This window comes from Streptomyces sp. AB3(2024) (genome assembly GCF_041862025.1).
Classification (GTDB): Bacteria; Actinomycetota; Actinomycetes; order Streptomycetales; family Streptomycetaceae; genus Streptomyces.
On record NZ_JBGWAB010000014.1, the window covers coordinates 38842 to 59386 of the forward strand.

Genomic DNA, 20545 nt, shown 5'->3' on the forward strand with positions numbered 1-20545 from the left:
CCGTGAGTTGGGCCAGAGGCTAAGGCGGAGGCGGGGGGGAAATCAATACTGGACGAAGTTATTTATTTGCTCTACGTTGCACCCGTGTTTCGAAACGACTCCCGACCACTGGTCACCGCACCGGCCGAAACCGCGGTCCTCGCCCTGCTCCTGGCCGAGGGCCCGCTCAGCCGGGTCGAGCTCGCGCGCCGGACGGGGCTGTCCTCGACGGCCATCACCAAGGCTGCGAGACCGCTCATCGACGACGGCTATCTGCACGAACTCGCGCCGGAGCGCACCGCTCCGGGGGCCGGGCGGCCCGTCAACCCGCTGGCGGTCACCCCGGACCGGGAGTTCTTCGTCGGCGTGAAGATCAGCGACGACCGGCTGTTCGGCGTGGTGTGCGACCTGCGGGCCCGAGTACGGGCCACAGCGGGCCGGACACTCGGTGACTGCCGGCCCGAGGCTGTGAGCGTGCTCCTGAGCGAACTCGTCGACGAACTGCTGGGCGCCGAGCCCGCGTTCCGCGAACGGACCCGGCACCTGGGCATCGCGGTCTCGGGAGACGTGGACCGCGCGAGCGGGCGGGTCCGCTTCTCCGGCCGCCTGGGCTGGAGCGACGTCCCGCTCGCCGAAACGCTGAGCGCGTCCACCGGTCTGACGGTCACCGTCGAGAACGACGTCAAGGCACTCACCATCGCCGAACACCGGTGGTCCGGGGAGGGAGTGGGCACCGGCTACTTCGCGCTGGTCACGATCGGCGCGGGCATCGGCTCCGCCATCGTCGTCAACGGGCAGCTGGTGGAGGGCGCCTACGGCGTGGCCGGGGAGATGGGGCACATCTGCGTCGACCCGGCCGGCCCCGCCTGCCGCTGCGGTTCGGCCGGCTGCGTCGAGGCGATCGCCTCCAGCGGCGCGATCCTCGAAGCGGTCCGCCGGGGTACCGGTCTCGGAGGGCTCGCGTTCGAGCAGGCCGTGGAGCTGGCCCGCGACGGGGACCCCGTGGCACGGGAGGCCTTCGCCCGCGCCGGTCGCGCGATCGGGGTCGCCATCGCCACGCTCGTCAATCTCGTCGGCCCGGAACGCGTCGTGGTGAGCGGCGAGGGAACGGACACCTACGACCTGTTCGGACAGCACATCAAGGACGCCTACGCGTCCCACACCTTCGGGGCGGCGGGCCGGTGCCCGCTGTCGCTGCGCCCCCTCCCCTGGGAGGAATGGGCCCGCGGGGCCGCCGCCGTGGCCGTCCAGGCGCTGTTCCCGTAGCACCGCACCCAGCTCACCCGCCCGGCGCCCTTCCCTGCCGGCAAGCACTGAGGAAGGGCACCAACCGGGCGGAACACACCCACATCACGCCTGCCCTCACGGAAGGATGCGACATGAGCGCACACAGAACCGAGCTTAGCCGAAGGCGTTTCCTCGGCGGATCGCTGATGATCGTCGCGGGAAGCGTGGTGACCACCGCCTGCAGCACGAACCCGGGCGCGGGCGGCTCGTCCGCGGCCAAGACCACCCTGAACGTCTGGTACCACGCCTACGGCGAGGCCGGCGCGCAGCAGGCCGCGCTGCGCTACGCGACCGCCTTCACCAAGGCCCACCCGGACACGGCCGTCAAGGTCACCTGGGTACCCGGCGACTACACGGCCAAGCTCAACGCGACGCTGCTCACCGACGCGGCCCCGGACGTCTTCGAGATCGGCGACTTCAACGACAGCCTGGCCCGCCGGGGCCAGATCGCCGCGCTGGACGACCTCTACGGCAGCGCCAGGTCCGACTTCAACGACAACGCCATCGCCGGCGTGACGGTCGACGGCAAGCTCTACGGCGTCAAGATGATCGACGACGTCATGATGCTGTACTTCCGCAAGAGCAGGCTGGCCCAGGCCGGAATCACCCCGCCCACCACGTTCGACGAACTCGTCGCCGCGGCGAAGGCCCTCACCGCCAAGACGGGCAAGGGCCTGTTCGTCGGCAACGACGGCCTGGGCGACAGCCCGATCCTCGCGGTCCGCTCCAACGGCGGCGATCTGGTGGCCGACGGCAAGGTCGCCTTCGGCTCCCCGCAGGCGCTCGAAGCCCTGACCGGCCTGAAGCGCCTGCACGAGGACAAGTCCCTGCTCCTCGGCTACACCACCGACTGGTGGGATCCGTCCGCCCTCACCCAGGACGTCGTGCCCGTGCAGTGGTGCGGCCTGTGGGCGATGCCCGCGATCAAGACCGCCCTCGGCGACGACTTCGGCGTCCTGCCGTGGCCCGCCTTCAAGGCCGGCGGGAGCCCCGTCGTGCGCGTCGGCGGATGGTCCAGCTGCGTCAACGCCAAGGGCCGGCACGTGGACGCCGCCAAGAAGTTCGTCCAGTGGCTGTGGGTCCAGGAGAGCGGGCTGCAGAAGGACTGGGCCGAGAGCTACGGTCTCCACGTCCCGCCCCGCAAGTCCGTGGCGGCGGGCGCCGAGAAGCTCTCCGGCGGCGCCGCCCGGGAGACGGTGGAACTGGCCGCCAAGTACGGCAAGTCCAACCCGGGCAGCTGGGAAACCGCCGTGAGCGACGCCTTCAGGGCGGCCGCCGTGAAGATCGTCGGCGGGCAGGGTGACCCCGCTCAGATCCTGGCGGAAGCGGTGGACCGAGCCCAGACGGTCGTCGACAAGCAGCGCGGCTGATGGTCGCGGCACCGCACACCGGCACGCACCGGACCGGGCAGTCCGGGCCTTCCCGGCCTTCCGGGACCGCCGACCGGGACACGGCCCGCTCCGGGCGGCGGTCCCGCACCCGGCGGCGGTCCCGCACCGGGCGCTCGGCCTGGGCCGCCTTCGCGCTGCTCACCGCGCCGACGCTCATCGGGCTCGGCGTCTTCAAGTACGTGGCCATCGGCTGGAGCTTCCTGCTCAGCCTGAGCGACGCACGCGGCACCATAGCCCCCGGCCGGTGGGTCGGCCTGGACAACTACCGGACACTGCTCGCCGACCGGACGTTCCGCGCGTCCCTCGGCCAGATCCTCCTGTTCACCGCCTTCATCGTGCCCGTCACCTTCGCGGCCTCCCTCGGGCTCGCCCTGCTGGTGCACCGGATCCGGCGAGGGCGGGCCGTGGTGCGCACCGCCTTCCTCATCCCGGCCGCCGTGTCCTATGTGGCCGCCTCGCTCCTGTGGAAGATGTGCCTGTTCAACGGGCTGCCCGCCGGCATCGCCAACACCCTCACCGGCTGGTTCGGCATGGACCCGGTCCCCTGGCTGCAGACCACTTCACCACCGCTGTACTGGATCGTCCTGGTCACCCTCCGGCTCTGGCTCCAGGTCGGCTTCTACATGGTGCTCTTCCTCGCCGGCCTCCAGGGCATCCCCGAGGACCTCTACGAAGCCGCCGCGCTCGACGGGGCGAAGGGCCTGCGGCTGTTGCGCAGCATCACGCTGCCGATGCTGCGCAACACCTCCGTCGCCGTGCTGATGCTGCTCTTCATCGCGGCCTTCCAGGCCTTCGACGAGTTCTACAACCTGTTCAACAGCGGGCTCTCCGGAACCGGCGCGGCCCCCGTACAGACCCCGCTGGTCTACCTCTACAACACCGCGATGGGCAGCCAGGACTACGGCCTCGGATCGGCCGGAGCGTTCGTGCTCACCGCCCTCATCGTCGGAGTGACCCTGATCCAGGGGCGCTTCACGGGATTCGGGAGAAAGGAAGGATGAGCCACCCATGAGCACCGTGCCGAGACTCTCCGCAGCGCTGCGCCTCTCGGTGCGGGGACTGCTGGTGGGCCTGCTGACAACGGCCTTCCTGACGCCCTTCTACCTGATGCTGCGCGGCGCCCTGATGGACGCCCGGGGCGTGAGCTCGCCGCACTGGACGTGGTGGCCGTCCACGATGCACTTCGAGAACTTCGGCGCGCTCTTCGACGACCCGACCCTGTCCATGGGCAGGGCGCTGGCGAACTCGGCCCTGATCGCCGTCATCACGGCCCCCGTCTCCACGCTCCTGGCCTCCGCCGCCGGCTACGCCTTCGCCCGGATACCCGTACCGGGACGCGGCATCCTGCTCGCCCTGGTGGTCGCCACCCTGATGATCCCCGGCTCGGTGACCTTCGTACCGACCTTCGTCGTGGTCGGATCGATGGGCGGGGTGAACACGCTGTGGGGCATCATCGTGCCCGGCCTGTTCAACCCCTTCGCCGTCCTGCTGTTCCGCAACTTCTACCTCCGCTTCCCGGCCGAGATCGAAGAGGCCGGACGGCTGGACGGGCTGGGCTGGTTCGGCCTCTACCGCCGGATGGCCCTGCCGAACTCGGGCGCCATGCTGGCCTCGCTCGGAGCGCTGGCGTTCATCGACAGCTGGAACTCCTTCCTGTGGCCCCTGGTCATCGGCCAGGACCCGTCGGCCTGGACGGCGCAGATCGCCCTGTCGACGTTCCTCACCTCACAGACCGTCAACCTGCCCGGCCTGTTTGCCGGAGCCGTCGTGACGATCGTCCCCCTGGTCGTCATGTTCCTGGTCGCCCAGCGCTACATCGTCGAGGGCATCGCCACCAGCGGCCTCAAGGGCTGACCCCGGGGCGACCGTCGCCGCCGACCGCACGCACGTCAAGAGCACGGCACATCCTCCATCCTCAGAAGGGGCCGACATGACAGGCACCCCACTGCTCCGACGCGCGACCGCGGCACTCGCCGTGCTGTCCGCGCTGCTCCTCGGCACCAGCACCGCCGCCGGCGCGACGGCACCCGTTCCGGGCGGATCCACCACCGCGACCGCCACCCCGGCCGGCACCCGGGCCACGCCCACGGTCCTGACCGGTCCGCAGCTGGCCGCCTCCTGGACCGGTCCCCTCAGCACCCGGGGCCGCTGGATCGTCGACGCCGGGGGCAACCGCTTCAAGTTGAAGGCGGGCAACTGGGCAGGAGCCCAGGGGACATGGACCGGAAGCGGGGACATCAACGATCCCGGCAGCCACATGCACGGCGAACCGGCCCACAGCATGCCGCTCGGACTGGACCGGGCCCCCATGGCCGCCATCCTGGCCGACTTCCACGGCCTGGGCCTCAACAGCATCCGGCTGCCGTTCTCCAACGCCCTCGTCCACGACACCACGCCCGTCCCGGACACGGCGGTCGCCGCCAACCCGCAGCTGAAGGGCAAGACACCGCTCCAGGTCCTCGACGCCGTCATCGCGGCCCTCACCGCCGACGGCTTCGCGGTGATCCTCAACAACCACACGACCACCGCCCGCTTCTGCTGCGGCCTGGACGGCAACGAGCGCTGGAACAGCAGCCAGAGCACCCAGCAGTGGGTGGACGACTGGCTGTTCATGGTGAACCGCTACAAGGCCGACAAACGCGTGGTGGGCGCGGACCTGCGCAACGAGGTGCGCCGTGACACCTTGGACGACCCCAACTGGGGCTGGTACGACGGCCACGACGCCTACGCCGCCTTCGAAGAGGCCGGAAACCGGATCCTGCAGGCCGACCCCGACATGCTCGTCGTCATGGAGGGCATCAACTGGTACGGCGTCCCCCTCGCCGGACTCCCGCACGGGCGGCCGATGCTGACGCCGGTGGCCAACCTCTCCCACACGCTGATCGAGTCGGGCAAGCTCGTCTACGCCGCCCATTTCTACGCCTACACCGGCCCCGCCAACACCGGCGCGGGCAGCGGCCCCGGCTCCACGAGCGACCCGCGCTACCAGGACTTCACCCCGCAACAGCTCGCGCAAGTGGTCAACCAGGAGGCACTGTTCGTCACCGAAGCCGGTCAGCACTTCACCGCCCCGGTGTGGATCAGCGAGTTCGGCGCCGGCGGCCGCGGCTCCGACGACGCCAAGGAACGGGCCTGGCTGCACAACTTCACCGACATCCTCACGGCCAACGACACCGACTTCGCGATCTGGCCCCTGGTCGGCTGGACCGACGCAGCCGGCGCCCCGATGGACAACTGGGCACTGCTGTCCTACAGCACGACCGGCGTCCGCCAGGGCATCGAGGACGGCGGCGACTGGCGCGCCGACGACTGGAACAAGCTGGTCTCCGCCCCCGGCCGCACCGGTCAGGTGCCCCAGGCCGGCCACTGGAACATGCTCGACCTCGACCACGCCGACTACAACGTCTCCGCCACGATGTCGGCGCAGCCGGACTGGTCGTCGGGCAACCGCAAGGGCAACTGCCCCGACAGCCAGCGGCTGACGGGCCTCGGCCGCAGCGACAGCCGGGGCCTGTGCACCGACGCGGGCCAGCCCCGGAAGGCGGCCGGCGCCTGGACCGTCGTCACCGACGAGCGCTACGTCACCCGGGGAGACTGGGCGGACGGCTACAACAAGCTGCAGTGCCCCGAGAACTCCTTCGCCGTCGGCTACAGCGTGAGCAACAACGCCATGTCCGCCCTGCTGTGCGCTCCCGCCGCGGCCCCGCTGCCCGTCACCGGCCGCACCATCTGGTTCGACCACGGCGACAACCGCCCGGCCACCGGAGGCTCGACCGGCAGCGACTGGGCGCCGGGCTACTACAAGGGCCAGTGCGCCGACACCGAATACATCGCCGGAGTCGCCTTCACATGGCGGTGGAACCACGGCGGCGTCCCCGACGCCCTGCTGTGCCGCCCCCTGGCCTGACGGGCGCCCCCTCTTCCCCTTCTCCCCGCTTCCCCCTTCCCCGCTTCCCGAGGAGCGCACGGCATGCCCCGACTGGAGATCGCCGCAGACGGCTTCCGTCTCGACGACCGGCCGTTCCGCATCGTCTCCGGTGCACTGCACTACTTCCGCGTCCACCCGGAGCAATGGGCCGACCGGCTCCACAAGGCGCGCCTGCTGGGCCTCAACACGGTCGAGACCTACGTCCCGTGGAACCTCCACGCCCGCCGGCGCGGGGAGTTCCGGCTCGACGGAGGTCTCGACCTGCCCCGCTTCCTCCACCTCGCCGCCGCCGAGGGCCTGCACGTGCTGCTGCGCCCCGGACCGTACATCTGCGCCGAATGGGAGGGCGGCGGCCTGCCCTCCTGGCTCCTCGCCGAGGAAGGCATCGCACTGCGCAGCCGCGACCCGCGCTTCCTGCGTGCCGTGGACGAGTACCTCGGGGCCCTCATGCCGCCCCTCCTGTCGTCGCTCGGGAGCCGCGGCGGGCCGGTGCTCGCCGTCCAGCTGGAGAACGAGTACGGGGCGTACGGGGACGACCCCGGGTACCTCGCCGACCTGGCCCTGCTGCTCCGCCGCCACGGAGTGGACGTCCCCCTGTTCACCTGCGACCAGCCCTCGGACCTCGCGCGCGGCGGCCTCGAAGGAGTGCTGCGCACCGCCAACTTCGGCAGCGGGGCCGAGTCCGGCCTCGCACGGCTGCGCGAGCACCAGCCCGCCGGGCCCCTGATGTGCTCGGAGTTCTGGATCGGCTGGTTCGACCGGTGGGGCGGGACCCACGCCCTCCGCGACGCCGACGACGCCGCGGCCGAACTCGACCGGCTGCTCACGGCCGGTGCCTCCGTGAACGTCTACATGTTCCACGGCGGCACCAACTTCGGCTTCACCAACGGGGCCAACGACAAGGGGACGTACCGCCCCACCGTCACGTCGTACGACTACGACGCACTGCTGGACGAGGCGGGCGACCCCACGCCCAAGTACACCGCCTTCCGCGAGGTCATCGCGAAACACGCGCCGGTCCCCGACGAGCCGGTGCCCACCCCCGCGCCGAAGCTCGGCCACGGGCCGGTCGCACTCACCGAATGCGCGCCCCTGCTGGCCCAGGCGGATCTCCTCGGCAGCGCCGTTGAGGCGGCCCGCCCGCTCACGATGGAGGAGCTCGGCCAGGACTTCGGCTTCGTCCTGTACGAGACCCGGCTGCCGGACCGGGGCCCGGTCGTCCTGCAGGCCGAGGACGTGCGCGACCGCGCGCAGGTCTTCGTGGACGGACAACCCGTCGGCGTGCTCGAACGGGAGGGCCGCGAGCACGCCCTGGCCTTCGCCGTCCCCCGCCCCGGAGCCCGCCTGACGGTGCTGGTGGAGAACCAGGGCAGGGTCAACTACGGGCCGGGCCTGCACGACCGCAAGGGACTCCTCGGCCGCACCGTCGTGGCCGGCCGGGAGCCGGCGCTGTGGTCCAGCCGCGCCCTGCCCCTGGACGATCTCGCGGGCCTGTCCTTCACCGCCTCCGACCCGAAGTCGCCCCCGGTGGGCCCCGCCTTCCACCGCGGCCACTTCGACGTCGAACGGCCCGCCGACACCTTCCTCGCCCTGGAGGGCTGGACCAAGGGCAACGTCTGGGTCAACGGCTTCGCGCTGGGCCGGTACTGGTCCCGCGGAGCCCAGGTCACGCTGTACGTCCCGGCCCCGGTGCTCAGGGCCGGCCGCAACGAGATCACCGTCCTCGAACTGCACGCCTCGACCACCCGCACGGTCACACTGCGCGACCACCCCGACCTGGGCCCGACCGAGGAGTAGCCGAAGACGGCCACCGGCCACGACACGGGTCTCACGATGCAGAAGGAGCTGGTGGCCGCGGAGCCGGTCTTGCGAGGATGGGGCCCCAACGCGCCTACACGGAAGATGAGTTCATGAACGAGAAAGACCCGAAGGTCGAGGCGGTCGAGAAGTTCTTCGCCGCCTACGCGGCCGGGGACGTCGAAGGCATGAGTGCCGTCCTGGCACCGGACATCCAGTGGACGATCCCCGGACGGCACCCGCTGTCCGGGACCAAGCACGGCGTCGCCGAAGTCCGCAGCTTCTTCGACCAGCTCGGCAAGGCCGGCTTCCAGGCCGCCCCGATCTTCTTCGGCAGCAACGACGAGTACGTCGTGGACATCCACCGCGGCTGGACGACCGCGGGCACCGGCAAGGTCGACACGACCTGGGCCCTGGTGTGGCACTTCAACACCGACGGACAGGTCGACCGCGTCGTCAACCTGAGCGGTGACCAGCACCAGATGGACAACTTCATCTGGGACAACTTCACCCTCGCACCGCTGCCCGACCGCCTCGCCTGACCGCCCCCGGCGGGGCCCCGGCTCCACCCGCCCGGGCGACGGGCGGGCGGGCGGAGCCGGCGCACCGCGACTTCGGACACGGGCGCGGAGTCTTCGGCTGTCCCGGATGGCCTGGTGCCGTGACCGGCACTAGCCGGCCCGCAGCGCGGCGAGGAGCCTGGTGCGCAGGAGCTGCACGGCCGGGGAGTGCCGGCCTCGGCGGGTGATGAGGCCGAGCCGGGCGTGCGTGGCGGCGTCGGCGAGCGGGACGGTCCGCAGGCCCGTGCCCCGTGCGGAGGACGCACTGAGGACGGCGGCGCCCGCGCCGCGCTCGGCGAGGCGCAGAAGGGCGGCCGGGGAGCTGGCGTCGATGTCCACGCGCGGGTCGAGGCCGATCCTGTGGCAGGAGTCCTCGTAGGCCGCGCGGATGCCGGTGCCCGGGGAGAGGCAGAGGATCTTCTCACCCCGGAGGTCGGCGAGGCGCAGGTCCGGCCGGTCGAGGGGGTGCCCGGCCGGGACGACGGCGGTGATCGGTTCGTCGATGACGGTGCTCACGTCCAGGCCCGGGGCGACATCGCCCGCGTAGCCGATCAGGGCCAGGTCGAGGGAGCCGGAGAGGACCCGGGTCTGGAGGTCGTCGGAGTGGTCCTCGTGGAGGCTGAGCTCGATGCCGGGGTGCGTGCGACCGAGGTCGGCGACGGTGTCGAGGAAGGCCGGGATCGAGCAGCCCATGATCATGCCGAGACGGGCCCGGCCCCGGACGGCATCGGCGAATTCGGCGGCGGTGTGCTGGATGGCCTCCAGGAGGGCGAGGGCGTTCTTCGCGAGGGGGAGAACGGCCTCACCGGCCGGGGTGAGGCGGATGCGACGGCCGGAGCGGTCGAGCAGCTGCTGGCCCAGCTCCGACTCCAGCTTGGCGACCTGGGTGCTGATGCCGGACTGGCTGACGTGCAGGCGATGGGCGGCGGCGGTGAAGGTGCCCTCGTCCATGACCGCGGCGAAGTAGCGCAGCTGGTGTATTTCCATATGCGGTGATGATATCCGCCATCAGATCCATCTGTTGGACGGATGGGCCAGGTGGCCGGAGGATGGGGGCATGACGACGACGAAGACTGCGCGAGAGCTTGCCGAGACCTACTTCACCGCCTGGGAGGCGGGCGACTTCGAGGCATTGCGGGGTTTGCTGGCCGAGGATGTCGACTTCGTCGGAGCGCTGGGAACGGCGTCGGGGGTGGAGGAGGCGCTCGCCGGGCTGAAGGGACTCGGTCAGGTGCTGGAGAGGATCGACGTGAAGACACGGGTCGCGGAAGGTGATGAAGCGATCACCTGGTTCGACCTGCACACCAGCGTCGCGCCGCCCACACCGACGGCGAACTGGATGCACGTGGAGGACGGGAAGGTCACCCGGATCCGCGTGACCTTCGACCCCCGCGCACTGCTGGCGGGGTTCGAGAGGCGGAAGTGAACGCGGACGACCCGGGCGCCACGTGGGCGGGGATCGGGCGGGGGATACCCGGAGCTCCACTCGCCGACTGCCGGGACCTGCGGGGCAAGCGTGGTGCTACCCCGGTTCCTCCCCACTGTGAACAGCGTCCGTGGGCATCGTGTGGGGGACGGTGGCGGCCGCGTCGCCGCGTACGGCGTCGACCACCTCTTGGTGCAGGAGGCGGCTGGCCTGCTCGGACGAGCAGTGCACCGGACTGCCGGTGACCGTGAACCAGTCCGAACCGCCGCTGTACTGCACCGCCACATTGGCCTCCCGGCCCGACCAGGTGGTGTGTACGGTCAGGTCCCCACTGAGGACCCCCGCCTCCTCGGTGAGCACACCGCCCCGTCCGGCGAAGACCCCTGTCGTCGTCCACGAAGCCCAGGTCATTGCGCATCGCCCCTCACCGCGGAGTGTCCTTTGCCTCTTCCACGCTACGGCCGTGCCGGCGTTCGCGCGTGGTCGCCTTCCCCGCCGCGGCCCCCGGAAGATCCGGCAGGGCTCATGGACGTCAGCGGTCACGGTCGGTGAGCTCGTCGTCGCGAAGACGCCCGCGGCCCGCCGCACGCGCCCACCCGGCGCGGGCGGGGGCGGCTACGGCGACCCCGGCCGAGGCTCCCGGCCGCAGGCGTACGCCATCCTGCGCGCCGCCGGCGCACCCCACAGTCTCGTCAACGGCGGCGGCGACATACGCCACGGCGGGGAGCCCGCCCCGGGCCTGCCGTGACGCGTGGGCATCGCCGACCCGTGCCGGCCGGGCGGGCTGCTCACCACCGTCGAGGGCCGGGACTTCGCCGCGGCCGCCTCGGGCGGCGCCGAGCGCGGACGGCACGTCCTCGACCCCCGCACCGGCCGCGCCGCCCACCGGCTCCTGGCCGCCACGGTCACCGGTCCGGACCTCACCCGGGCCGACAGCCGGGCCACCGCGGCCGTCGCCCTCGGCCCCGACGCCCGTACGTGGATCACATCGCGGCCGGGGTACGAGCTCCTCACGGTCGACCTGGACGGGCGGGCCCGCCGCAGCGGAGGCTTCCCGCTCACGGGATCGGCGCAGAGCACGGGGCGGCGCGATGGCGCACCCCGAGCGCTGCGGAGGCAGCCGCGTCCGGCATCCGCACTCAAGCGGAGGCCACGGTTTCGAGCCGGCAGCGCACGTCCACGACGCCTTCGACGGCCTGGGCGAGCCGTGTCGCGACGGGGATCGACTCCCCGTCCCGCACCTGCCCGGTCAGGGTAACGACACCCTGCGTGACCGCGACCTCGACGCGGGTGTGGGAGACGGGGAACAGGAGCTTCACCACGTCGCGCCGGACGTCCTCGGCGAGTTCCTCGTCGGGGCGCAGGAAGACCTTGAGGAGGTCGGCGCGGCTGACGATGCCCTTCAGGGTGCCGTCGGCGTCGACGACCGGAAGCCGCTTGACGCGGCGCTCGGCCATGAGGCGGGCCGCCTGCGGAAGGGTGGAGTCCGGGCGGATGGTGACAGCCGGGGTCGTCATCAGATCACCGGCCCGAACGGACCCGGCCTTCGCGGTGTCGCCGAGGTGACGCATCTGCTCGATCAGGCCGAGACGGCGGTCGCGGAACTCCTCCTTCGGGAGCAGGTCGGCTTCCGAGACCACGCCGACGACGCGGCCTTCGCCTTCGACCACGGGGGCGGCGCTCACTTTCCACCGTTCCATGCAGGCGGCGATCTCCTTGAACCCGGCGTCGGGAGTGAAGGCGATGACCTTCCTGGTCATGACGTCGCTGACGGTGTACGGGGTGGCGGTCATGGCGGGATCCTCACCGGGCGTGGGCAGGCGGCGGGCCGCCGCCTGCAGGTGGCGAACGTGTCGGGCCGAGGGGTGCGAGCCGCCGAGGTCGGCGGAGTCCGCATGGCGCCCATGGTGTGCCTCCGCCCCGTGGCGTGCCTGCGACTCCCACTCCTCAGGATCACGCCGTGCCCGGGAGCCCGGGAGGGCCGCCAGGGCAATACCGCCGGGGCCGACCGGCCCCCGGTCACCGGACCAGGACGGCCGCCCCCGAGCGGGGCCTTCCCCCCACTGTGACCCGCGTGCCCGGGAGGGGCCCGACGCGTCCGGCCACCTCGCGTGGCGGTGTGTTCGTGGTTCGGACACTGTGGATGTAGAGGCGTCGGAAGGTGAACGTGATGGACAGGCAGGATCGGGCTCCGAGGATCGTGGTGGGTATCGACGGTTCGTCCTCCTCCCAGGCCGCGCTGCGCTGGGCGGTCCGGTACGCGGGCCTCGTGGGCGGGCGAGTGGAGGCGGTCGCGGCGTGGGACATGCCCGGCGCGGCGTCGTGGTCGGCCCCGGCGGTGGAAACCCAGTTCGACGAGGAGGAGGCCGAGCGGGGTCTGGTCGAGGAGGTGCGCGCGGTCCTCGGCGAGGAGGGCGGCTCACTGGTGCACCAGCGCCTGGTGCGTGGCAATGCGATCGAGGTCCTGGTGGATGCGGCCGAGGGCGCCGACATGCTGGTCGTGGGCAGCCGCGGCCGCGGGGGTTTCCGCAGGGCCCTGCTCGGTTCGGTCAGTGTCCAGGTGGCGCTCCACGCTCCCTGCCCGGTGACGATCATCCGGCCGGACGTGCCCGTGAAGTGACCTTCTGCCGGGGATGACGAGTGCAGTGGCCGTCGAGATCCACCTGTGCGGCGGGCGGTGAAGTACCGGGGCCCGGTCCCGCTGTGCCCGTCACCCGCCCTGAGCCGGGCCTCCCCTCACGCCACCGCACGCGGCACGGGCCCGACCGGCCCCGCCGTGGGGCCGTCCGGCCCATGCGGGACGGCCCTCACGAGGTCAGGCTGGCGGTGACCGATACCTGACGAGAGAGGAAAGCGAGGGCGACCTCATGAAGGCACTCGTCTTCCACGGTCCGGGGCAGACCTCCTGGCAGGACGCTGCGGACCCGAGCATCAAGGACGCCGCCGACGCGGTGGTCCGCGTCGACACGGTCACCATCTGCGGCACCGACCTGCACATCGTCAAGGGCGACGTGCCCGAGGTGACGCCGGGCCGCGTCCTGGGCCACGAAGCGGTCGGCACCGTCGTCGAGACCGGCGGCGACGTCCGCAGTGTCCGGCCGGGCGATCGGGTGCTGATCTCCTGCATCTCCTCGTGCGGCCGCTGCCGGTTCTGCCGCGAAGGCCATTACGGCCAGTGCCGCGGAGGCGGCGGCTGGGTCCTGGGCCACACCATCGACGGCACCCAGGCCGAATACGTCCGCGTGCCCTTCGCGGACCTGTCCGTGCACCCGCTGCCCAGCGCCGTCGACAGCTACGACGCGGTACTGCTCGCCGACATCTTCCCCACCTCCTACGAGGTGGGTGTCCTCAACGGCAGGGTCCGGCCCGGCGACACGGTCGTCGTGGTCGGCGCCGGCCCCATCGGCCTGGCGGCCGTCGCCACCGCGCGGCTCTACAGCCCCGGCCGGATCATCGCCGTCGACCTCGCCGAATCCCGGCTGGCCGCAGCCCGCTCCCTCGGCGCGGACGCGACGGCGCGCGCGGACGAGGAGCCCGAGCGGCTGGTGGAGGACCTGACCGACGGGCTCGGCGCCGACGTCGTCATGGAGGCGGTCGGCGTGCCGGAAGCCTTCGAGATGTGCACGCGGATGGTCCGGCCCGGCGGCCACGTCGCCAACATCGGCGTCCACGGCAAACCGGCCACCCTCCACCTCGAAGACCTCTGGATCAAGGACGTCACCCTCACCACCGGGCTCGTCGACACCTACTCGACACCGATGCTGCTGAAGATGATGGCCGCCGGACGGCTCCCCGCAGCCTCCCTGATCACCCACCGTTTCGAGCTCGGGCAGATGGAAGAGGCGTACGACGTCTTCTCGCGCGCGGCCGAGACGGGTGCCCTCAAGGTGGCGCTGGGCGGCCCGCAGCACGACACCCTCACCACGCAGCCCCCGGGGAAGTGACCATCATGCCCAGCACCGCACCCGAGCCCACTCGGGAAGTCGGCCACACGGACCTGGGCCGGCGCATCGCCGCCCGCCGCACGGAACTCGGCCTCACCCGCGCGGAGGTGGGTGACCGATGCGGTACGGACGCCTCGTACATCGCCTACCTGGAAGAGCGGGCCGCCAACCCCAGCGCCGGATCGCTCGTACGTCTCGCCGACGGCCTGGAGACCACCGTCGCCGAACTGACCGGAGCCACCACCGATCAACCGCCCGGCCGGGGAACCGCCTGGCTGGACTCCGAACTCGTGGTGCTCGGCGAGACGGAATGCCGTCGGCTGCTGTCGACCCACGGCATAGGCCGCGTCGCGGTCTTCACCACGGAAGGCCCCGCGATCTTCCCGGTCAACTACGTCGTCGCCGGGCACGACATCGCCTTCCGGACCTCGGACGAAGCGCTGCTCGCCCGTGCCGCCGGCACCGAGGTGGCCTTCGAGGTCGACCACATCGACGACGCGATGAAGCAGGGCTGGAGCGTCATGGCCGTCGGCGACGTCGTCGGTGTCACCGACGGCGAAGCCCTTCAGCGCCTGGACGCCCTCGCGCGCTCCCTGCCGTGGGCGGGGGGCCACCGCACCCATTGGATGTCGGTCACCCCCGTCCGGCTCACCGGCCGTCGCGTGGCCCGTCAATGAAGCCGATCCGGGCCGTCGTCTTCGACACCGACGGGGTCCTGCTCGATTCCGCGGTGCTCCATGCGGCCGCCTGGAAGACGGCCTTCGACGGCTGCCTCGATGCCTGGGCCGCCGATGGCACGACGCGGCGGCCCTTCGACGCCGATCGTGAGTACCGGGAACTGGTCGACGGGAAGTCCCGCCTCGACGGGGCCCGCGCCTTCCTGGACGCCCGGGGAATCGATCTGCCACCGGGAGAGCGCGGGGACGCGCCGGGCTGTGGCACGCTCTGGGCGGTGGCCGCCCGCAAGGAACAGGTCTTCACCGGGAACCTGACCTCCCGCCCTGTCGACGCCTTCACCGAGGTCCGCCCGGCCCTCGACGAGTTGCGGGCCCAGGGTGTGCGGTGCGTGGCGGTGCCGGCGTCCCGGCACGCCCGTGCGCTCCTGGGGTCCGCCACCCTGACGGGTCTCTTCGACGACGTGGTGGACGGCAGGGACGCGGCGCGGCTCGGCCTGCCCGGCAAGCCCGATCCGGCGCTGTTCCTCCGGGCCGCCGCCCTGCTGGGCAGCGCCCCCGGGGACACGGCGGTCGTGGAAGACGCGATCGCCGGGGTCCGGGCCGGCAGCCGGGGGAGTTTCGCCCTGGTCGTCGGCATCGACCGATCGCCTGACGCGCACACGGCAGACTCCCTGCGCGCGGGAGGGGCGGACCTGGTGCTGGCCGATCTCCGCGCCCTGCCCGCCGTACTCCGCGGGCAGCCGCCATGACGACCTCGTGGGCCTGGGAGTACGGCAGGTACGACCCCAGGACGGAACGGGTCGTCGAGAGCCTGTGCACCCTCGGCAACGGACGCTTCGCCACACGGGGATCGGCGCCCGAGACCGCGGCCGACGCGGTCCACTCCCCGGGGACCTACCTCGCGGGCTGCTACAACCGTCTCGTCTCCACCGTGGCGGGCGCACAGGTCACCAACGAGGACATGGTCCGGCTTCCGGACTGGACGGCGCTGCGCTACCGCTGTCTGCCGGAGGGCGGACCACCGGGCGAGTGGCTGCCGACCACCACGCCGGCGTCGAACCGGAAGGCGTCGCATGGCTGGGCTGTACGACGACCTCGTCCCGCATCCGGATCGCACTCGCCGTACGCGTCTCCTCGCGGCCCCCCGGCCCCGTGGCGGTGTCCTGCACCGGCACGGCCGCCGTCCAGACGCTCAGGCTGCCGATCTCCCGAGGAAGACCCGTGGCGGTGGTGAAGACCGCCGCCCTGCGGACGTCGCTCGACCGGCCCGCGGCGGAGCCCCTGCGAGAGGCCGTCGACCACGCGGCGCGAGCACCGCGTTTTCCCGAACTGCTCACCACGCACCGGGCCGCCTGGGAACGGCTTTGGGCCGATGGGGAGTTGGAAGTACCCGGCGAGACCGGACGCATCCTGCGCCTGCACACCTTCCACCTCCTCCAGACGCTCTCCCCTTCACCGCGAAGCTCGACGTGGGCGTGCCGGCCCGGGGACTGCACGGAGAGGCCTACCGGGGGCACGTCTTCTGGGACGAGCTCTTCGTCCTGCCCTACGTCACCCTGCACTTCCCCGATGTCGCCCGCTCCCTGCTCATGTACCGGTACCGCCGACTGCCACCGGCGCGCGACGCCGCGCGCCGGGCTGGCTTCGCGGGTGCCATGTTCCCCTGGCAGAGCGGGAGTTCCGGCCAGGAGGAGACGCAGACGCTGCACCTCAACCCCCGCTCCGGCAGATGGCTGCCCGACCACTCGCACCTGCAGCGCCACGTCGGATCGGCCATCGCCTGGAACGTCTGGCGCTACGGCCAGACCACCGGCGACACCGGGTTCATGCACGCGCCCGGCGCCGAACTCCTGCTGCACATCGCCCACTACTGGGCCACCGCCGCCGCGTACGACCCCGAGCTACGGCGTTACCGGATCCGGGGAGTCCTGGGCCCCGACGAATACCACGACGCCTACCCGGACTCCGCCACACCCGGGATCGACGACAACGCCTATACCAACGTCACCGCTGCCTGGGTGCTCGCCCGAGCCCTCGACCTCCACGCCGAACTCCTGTCAGCCCGCCGCGGCGAGCTGACCACGGCGATGGGCCTCGACACCGACGACCTCGACCGGTGGCAGGACATCTCACGGCGGCTGTACGTGCCCTTCCACAGCGGAGTCATCAGCCAGTTCGAGGGCTACGGTGACCTGGCCGAACTCGACTGGGACGCCTACCGCGCCCGCTATCGCGACATCTGCCGCCTCGACCGCATCCTCGAAGCCGAAGGCGTCGAAGCCGAAGGCGACACGGTCAACCGCTACCAGGCCTCCAAACAGGCCGACACCCTCATGCTCGGCTACCTCTTCCGGCCCGCCGAGCTGTACGAGATCCTCGCGCGGCTCGGCTACCCGGTCCAGGACGCCACCTGGCGCGCGACCGTCGCCCACTACCTCGCACGAACCAGTCACGGTTCGACGCTCAGCAGTCTGGTGCACGGCTGGGTCCTCGCCCGGCAGAGGGGCGGCGACGCCTGGCCGCTCTGCCAGGAGGCCCTGCTGAGCGATGTCACCGACATCCAGGGCGGCACGACCGGCGAAGGCATCCACCTGGGAGCCATGGGCGGCACGCTCGACCTGGTCGAGCGCGTCGTCGTCGGGCTGGAGGCGTGTCCGGACGGACTGCGCGTCGACCCCGTGCCGCTGGGTGACGTACCCCGTTCGACGTTCGCGTTCTGCTACCGGGAGCACCGGGGCATCCGCGTCCGGTTCCTGCCGGGCCGGTTCGGGATCACCGTCCCCGCTTCGACGTCCGGACCCGTGCACCTCGTACTGCCGGGCGGACGACGGGCGAGCGTGGCCCCGGGACGGCAACGCTGGTTCCGTCTGCCTTCGAGCTGCCCCCCGGCCCTGCCCGAAGAACGGCGCCCCGCGGGGGTGGCGGAAGGCGAGCCCGTGATGCCGGGAACCGGGACGGAGCGGAGGCGAGGCACCTTCCACGCGGGGCACACTGAGAGCATGGAGGAGAAGGACCACCGGGAGCCCCGGCCCTGATACCCACGGCCGAAGCGGACGGCCACCGGTGGCAACGGAGAGTCGTCAGGACGCGGAAGGGAGTGCTCGTGGCCCACGGCAGCAAGCACGGGGCGACGGCCGGCGTCGCCTCACGGATCAGCCGGAGCCGGGCCCATCATTCCAGCGCCGGACCCAGCGCTGCGCACTGAGCGGGTCGGCACCGTCGCAGCGAGGAGGTGCGACATGTTCCACCGAAGCTCGTCCGGACCAGGACGCAGGGGTTCGCGGGACGGCCCCCCGAGTCGACGGCACCGGCATCATGCGCAGGCCAACCCGCTCCGGCGGGCGACGGACCGTACCCGCGGCCGCTGGCTCCTCGTCTTCGCGCTGTCGTGCCTTCTCGCCGTGGCCTGTGGGGTCCAGGTGGGACTCACCTCCATGGAAAACGGGCTCCGGGCGGCCGCGGCGCAGGCACGGGAGCGACACCAGGTGATAGCGACCACCGTCGGCGAAGTCACGCGGCACCTCCCGACCGGGGTCAACGACGCCACCACCGTGGCCCGCGTGCAGTGGTGGTATCCCCCCGCCTCCCCGCACACGGCCACTCTGCCCGTCCCGGCGGGAACGCCCGTGGGGCACACCGTCCCGCTGTGGGTCGACGACACCGGCGCGATGGCCTCCGTTCCCCGGGGCGCGACCGAACTGCTGTCGGACGCCGTCGCGGCCGGAGCGGGCAGCGCGGGCCTGATCACGCTCGCGGCCGCAGGAATCGTCTCCCTGCGGCTGCGTGGCGTGGAAGCGCACAACCTGGCCGACTGGGAGCGGGACTGGGAACGCGTCGAACCGGGCTGGTCCGGCCGACTCCGTCCGGGCCGGGAGGCCGGTGACGACTGAAGCCCCGCCGCACCGCCACACCACCGGACCGGGCCCACTGCCGACCCGGAGGGGAGGCACCCCGCTCAGTCGTGGGCGATGACGGCCACCGGCGTGAGGGCGTGGTGGATCACGGCGTGTGTGGTCGAGCCGATGTGGGCGCCGAACGGCGAGCGGCGGATGCGGCGACCGACGACGATCAGGCCGGCCTCGGCGCCGCGATCCACGAGCTTCTGCGCGGCGCGTCCCATGGGGGTCCGGGCGGTCGCGTCGACGGCGGGGAACCGGTCCCGCCAGGGTCCGAGGACTTCGGCCAGGTCGGCCGTCATGTTCTCGTTGATCTCCGCATGGACGCGGGGATCGTAGCCCCCTCCGTACCCGACCATCACCGGGAGCGGCCAGGCGTACAGCACGTGCAGGCGGCAGGACCGGCGTGCGGCTTCCTCGAAGGCGAAGGCGAGCACGGCGTCGCAGGGCCGGCTGATGTCGACGCCGACGACCACGTCGCGGCGGGCCTGCTCGACGGCCGGGCGAGGCGATCCGCCCTCCCCGCCGCGTACGAGCACGACGGGCCGCCCAGTGGAGTGCAGCACGGCCATGGCGACGGAGCCGAGGACGAAGCCGGTCAGGGTGCCGAGCCCGCGGGATCCCAGAACCAGCAGGTCGGCGCTGGCCGCGGCGGTGGCCAGCGAGGCCGCGGGCGGGCCGTCGAACGACTCCCTCGTGATGCGCAGCTCCGGATGGACGTGATGCAGGGCTTCAGCCGAGTCCTGGAGGAGGGCCTCGGCCCATCCGCGCCGTACCTCGGAGGTCGCTGCGGGAGCACCCACCGGCACCGACGACCCCTCGGCGTGGAAGAGGCGCAGCTCCGCGCCGCGCAGCGCGGCCTCGCGCGCCGCCCAGCGGGCGGCGGCTCCGCTTTCGGGAGATCCGTCGAGGCCGACGGTGATGCGGTGATCCATGGCGTCCTCAGGGGTGTGGCCGGAAGGCGGGCCGTGCCCGCCGGCGAGGGAGCCGCGCTTCAGCGGGCGGGTGCCCCGTCGTCGACGGCGTACGCGAGGTGCTGTGTCACCCCGACCACTCCGTCGACGGTGCGGCACAGCCTTTCGATCACCGGGATCAGGCTCTTGAACTGCACCGAGCCGTGCAGTTCGACCCGGCCGTCGGTCACCTCGACGGTGATGGTGCCGGGGTCCTGGCGCAGGGTGCGGTCGAGGACCTCGCCGGTGATCTCATGGCGGATGGTGTCGTCGTCGCGCAGGAAGACCTTCAGCAGATCGCGTCGGCTGACGATGCCCACCAGCTCGTCCGCCGCGTCGACGACCAGCAGCCGTTTGACGCCCTGTGCCTCCATGAGCCGGGCCGCTTCGGCGACGGTCCAGGCCGGCCCGGCACACACGGCGGGAGCCGACATGAGCTCCTCGGCCCGTGTGGCCCCGGCCTTCTCGCGCTCCAAGGCCTCGGGCGCGGGCAGGGAGCGGAGGAAGTCCCCCTGGTCGGCCGACTTCGGCAGGAGGTCTCCCTCCGACACCACTCCGAGGGGATGTCCCGCGCTGTCGACGACGGCGACGGCCGATACCCGGTGCTCGGTGAGGGTGCGGACGATGTCCTTGAACGCGGCATCACCCGGTACCGTCACGACCTCGCGGGTCATCAGCTCGCCTACTTCTCGGTGTCTCACGGTCTA

Annotated in this window: 20 protein-coding genes and 1 pseudogene; 16 read left to right on the forward strand and 5 right to left on the reverse strand. The window is 72.0% G+C overall.

Annotation, left to right across the window (positions count from 1 at the left end; genetic code table 11):
- The first annotated feature begins 84 nt into the window (after window positions 1–84).
- The 7 genes from ACEPPI_RS08865 (at window position 85) to ACEPPI_RS08895 (ending at window position 8924) form a co-directional block, all read left to right on the forward strand.
- The gene (locus tag ACEPPI_RS08865) at window positions 85–1245 is read left to right on the forward strand and encodes an ROK family protein (protein ID WP_373914669.1); all 1161 of its coding nucleotides are present in this window, start codon (window positions 85–87) and stop codon (window positions 1243–1245) included.
- 113 nt (window positions 1246–1358) lie between these two features.
- The gene (locus ACEPPI_RS08870; protein WP_373914670.1) at window positions 1359–2636 is read left to right on the forward strand and encodes an ABC transporter substrate-binding protein; all 1278 of its coding nucleotides are present in this window, start codon (window positions 1359–1361) and stop codon (window positions 2634–2636) included.
- A complete protein-coding gene (locus ACEPPI_RS08875; RefSeq protein ID WP_373914671.1) occupies window positions 2636–3658 on the forward strand; it encodes a carbohydrate ABC transporter permease in 1023 nt (340 codons plus the stop codon). The genes ACEPPI_RS08870 and ACEPPI_RS08875 overlap by 1 nt, the downstream gene beginning before the upstream one ends.
- Before the next feature lie 7 nt (window positions 3659–3665).
- On the forward strand, window positions 3666–4511 hold the full coding sequence (locus ACEPPI_RS08880) for a carbohydrate ABC transporter permease (protein ID WP_373914672.1): 846 nt from the start codon (window positions 3666–3668) through the stop codon (window positions 4509–4511).
- 76 nt (window positions 4512–4587) lie between these two features.
- Window positions 4588–6564 (forward strand): glycoside hydrolase family 5 protein, encoded by a 1977-nt coding sequence (locus tag ACEPPI_RS08885; RefSeq protein ID WP_373914673.1) that lies wholly within the window; start codon window positions 4588–4590, stop codon window positions 6562–6564.
- Between the two features lie 63 nt (window positions 6565–6627).
- Window positions 6628–8382 (forward strand): glycoside hydrolase family 35 protein, encoded by a 1755-nt coding sequence (locus ACEPPI_RS08890; protein ID WP_373914674.1) that lies wholly within the window; start codon window positions 6628–6630, stop codon window positions 8380–8382.
- 113 nt (window positions 8383–8495) lie between these two features.
- Complete coding sequence (locus ACEPPI_RS08895) at window positions 8496–8924, forward strand: nuclear transport factor 2 family protein (RefSeq protein ID WP_373914675.1); 429 nt, start codon at window positions 8496–8498, stop codon at window positions 8922–8924.
- 129 nt (window positions 8925–9053) lie between these two features.
- Here the strand turns inward: ACEPPI_RS08895 and ACEPPI_RS08900 are convergent, their stop codons facing one another.
- Entirely contained in the window at window positions 9054–9929 is an 876-nt protein-coding gene (locus ACEPPI_RS08900) for a LysR family transcriptional regulator (RefSeq protein ID WP_373914676.1), read from the reverse strand.
- 70 nt (window positions 9930–9999) lie between these two features.
- Here ACEPPI_RS08900 and ACEPPI_RS08905 point away from each other — a divergent pair, with 70 nt between their 5' ends.
- Window positions 10000–10368, forward strand: a complete 369-nt coding sequence (locus tag ACEPPI_RS08905) for a nuclear transport factor 2 family protein (RefSeq protein WP_373914677.1) — start codon at window positions 10000–10002, stop codon at window positions 10366–10368.
- 96 nt (window positions 10369–10464) lie between these two features.
- On the opposite strand, the gene ACEPPI_RS08910 is transcribed toward ACEPPI_RS08905, so the two are convergent.
- Window positions 10465–10779 (reverse strand): hypothetical protein, encoded by a 315-nt coding sequence (locus tag ACEPPI_RS08910; RefSeq protein WP_373914678.1) that lies wholly within the window; start codon window positions 10777–10779, stop codon window positions 10465–10467.
- Window positions 10780–10831: 52 nt separating this feature from the next.
- Between ACEPPI_RS08910 and ACEPPI_RS08915 the strand changes: the two genes are divergently transcribed.
- On the forward strand, window positions 10832–11116 hold the full coding sequence (locus ACEPPI_RS08915; RefSeq protein WP_373914679.1) for a hypothetical protein: 285 nt from the start codon (window positions 10832–10834) through the stop codon (window positions 11114–11116).
- Window positions 11117–11119: 3 nt separating this feature from the next.
- A complete protein-coding gene (locus ACEPPI_RS08920; RefSeq protein ID WP_373914680.1) occupies window positions 11120–11626 on the forward strand; it encodes an FAD:protein FMN transferase in 507 nt (168 codons plus the stop codon).
- On the opposite strand, the gene ACEPPI_RS08925 is transcribed toward ACEPPI_RS08920, so the two are convergent.
- Complete coding sequence (locus ACEPPI_RS08925; protein WP_373914681.1) at window positions 11508–12161, reverse strand: CBS domain-containing protein; 654 nt, start codon at window positions 12159–12161, stop codon at window positions 11508–11510. The genes ACEPPI_RS08920 and ACEPPI_RS08925 overlap by 119 nt on opposite strands.
- A 377-nt stretch (window positions 12162–12538) precedes the next feature.
- On the opposite strand from ACEPPI_RS08925, the gene ACEPPI_RS08930 reads away from it, so the two are divergent.
- The 6 genes and pseudogenes from ACEPPI_RS08930 to ACEPPI_RS08955 all read left to right on the forward strand — a co-directional run bounded on the left by ACEPPI_RS08930 (window position 12539) and on the right by ACEPPI_RS08955 (window position 18879).
- Complete coding sequence (locus ACEPPI_RS08930) at window positions 12539–12988, forward strand: universal stress protein (RefSeq protein WP_373914682.1); 450 nt, start codon at window positions 12539–12541, stop codon at window positions 12986–12988.
- A gap of 247 nt (window positions 12989–13235) precedes the next feature.
- On the forward strand, window positions 13236–14312 hold the full coding sequence (locus ACEPPI_RS08935; protein ID WP_373914683.1) for a zinc-dependent alcohol dehydrogenase family protein: 1077 nt from the start codon (window positions 13236–13238) through the stop codon (window positions 14310–14312).
- Between the two features lie 5 nt (window positions 14313–14317).
- A complete protein-coding gene (locus ACEPPI_RS08940) occupies window positions 14318–14989 on the forward strand; it encodes a helix-turn-helix domain-containing protein (RefSeq protein WP_373914684.1) in 672 nt (223 codons plus the stop codon).
- Window positions 14986–15738, forward strand: coding sequence for an HAD family hydrolase (locus ACEPPI_RS08945; protein WP_373914685.1), 753 nt, complete (start codon window positions 14986–14988; stop codon window positions 15736–15738). The genes ACEPPI_RS08940 and ACEPPI_RS08945 overlap by 4 nt, the downstream gene beginning before the upstream one ends.
- Window positions 15735–17862: pseudogene (locus ACEPPI_RS08950) on the forward strand (hypothetical protein); the annotation flags it as partial. The gene ACEPPI_RS08945 and the pseudogene ACEPPI_RS08950, both read left to right, overlap by 4 nt.
- A 561-nt stretch (window positions 17863–18423) precedes the next feature.
- Window positions 18424–18879: a hypothetical protein gene (locus ACEPPI_RS08955; RefSeq protein ID WP_373914686.1), complete on the forward strand. Its 456-nt coding sequence runs from the start codon at window positions 18424–18426 to the stop codon at window positions 18877–18879.
- A 65-nt stretch (window positions 18880–18944) separates the two neighbouring features.
- Here the strand turns inward: ACEPPI_RS08955 and ACEPPI_RS08960 are convergent, their stop codons facing one another.
- Together ACEPPI_RS08960 and ACEPPI_RS08965 are read right to left on the reverse strand one after the other, a co-directional pair.
- A complete protein-coding gene (locus tag ACEPPI_RS08960; protein WP_373914687.1) occupies window positions 18945–19820 on the reverse strand; it encodes a universal stress protein in 876 nt (291 codons plus the stop codon).
- Window positions 19821–19879: 59 nt separating this feature from the next.
- Window positions 19880–20539, reverse strand: a complete 660-nt coding sequence (locus ACEPPI_RS08965) for a CBS domain-containing protein (protein WP_373914688.1) — start codon at window positions 20537–20539, stop codon at window positions 19880–19882.
- Window positions 20540–20545 lie beyond the last annotated feature (6 nt).

Bases quoted from the DNA above. Each gene is read 5' to 3' on its own strand.
- ACEPPI_RS08870 (WP_373914670.1), top strand. From the start codon at position 1,359: ATGAGCGCACACAGAACCGAGCTTAGCCGAAGGCGTTTCCTCGGCGGA.
- ACEPPI_RS08875 (WP_373914671.1), top strand. From the start codon at position 2,636: ATGGTCGCGGCACCGCACACCGGCACGCACCGGACCGGGCAGTCCGGG.
- ACEPPI_RS08880 (WP_373914672.1), top strand. From the start codon at position 3,666: ATGAGCACCGTGCCGAGACTCTCCGCAGCGCTGCGCCTCTCGGTGCGG.
- ACEPPI_RS08885 (WP_373914673.1), top strand. From the start codon at position 4,588: ATGACAGGCACCCCACTGCTCCGACGCGCGACCGCGGCACTCGCCGTG.
- ACEPPI_RS08890 (WP_373914674.1), top strand. From the start codon at position 6,628: ATGCCCCGACTGGAGATCGCCGCAGACGGCTTCCGTCTCGACGACCGG.
- ACEPPI_RS08895 (WP_373914675.1), top strand. From the start codon at position 8,496: ATGAACGAGAAAGACCCGAAGGTCGAGGCGGTCGAGAAGTTCTTCGCC.
- ACEPPI_RS08900 (WP_373914676.1), bottom strand. From the start codon at position 9,929: ATGGAAATACACCAGCTGCGCTACTTCGCCGCGGTCATGGACGAGGGC.
- ACEPPI_RS08905 (WP_373914677.1), top strand. From the start codon at position 10,000: ATGACGACGACGAAGACTGCGCGAGAGCTTGCCGAGACCTACTTCACC.
- ACEPPI_RS08910 (WP_373914678.1), bottom strand. From the start codon at position 10,779: ATGACCTGGGCTTCGTGGACGACGACAGGGGTCTTCGCCGGACGGGGC.
- ACEPPI_RS08925 (WP_373914681.1), bottom strand. From the start codon at position 12,161: ATGACCGCCACCCCGTACACCGTCAGCGACGTCATGACCAGGAAGGTC.
- ACEPPI_RS08930 (WP_373914682.1), top strand. From the start codon at position 12,539: ATGGACAGGCAGGATCGGGCTCCGAGGATCGTGGTGGGTATCGACGGT.
- ACEPPI_RS08935 (WP_373914683.1), top strand. From the start codon at position 13,236: ATGAAGGCACTCGTCTTCCACGGTCCGGGGCAGACCTCCTGGCAGGAC.
- ACEPPI_RS08940 (WP_373914684.1), top strand. From the start codon at position 14,318: ATGCCCAGCACCGCACCCGAGCCCACTCGGGAAGTCGGCCACACGGAC.
- ACEPPI_RS08945 (WP_373914685.1), top strand. From the start codon at position 14,986: ATGAAGCCGATCCGGGCCGTCGTCTTCGACACCGACGGGGTCCTGCTC.
- ACEPPI_RS08955 (WP_373914686.1), top strand. From the start codon at position 18,424: ATGGAAAACGGGCTCCGGGCGGCCGCGGCGCAGGCACGGGAGCGACAC.
- ACEPPI_RS08960 (WP_373914687.1), bottom strand. From the start codon at position 19,820: ATGGATCACCGCATCACCGTCGGCCTCGACGGATCTCCCGAAAGCGGA.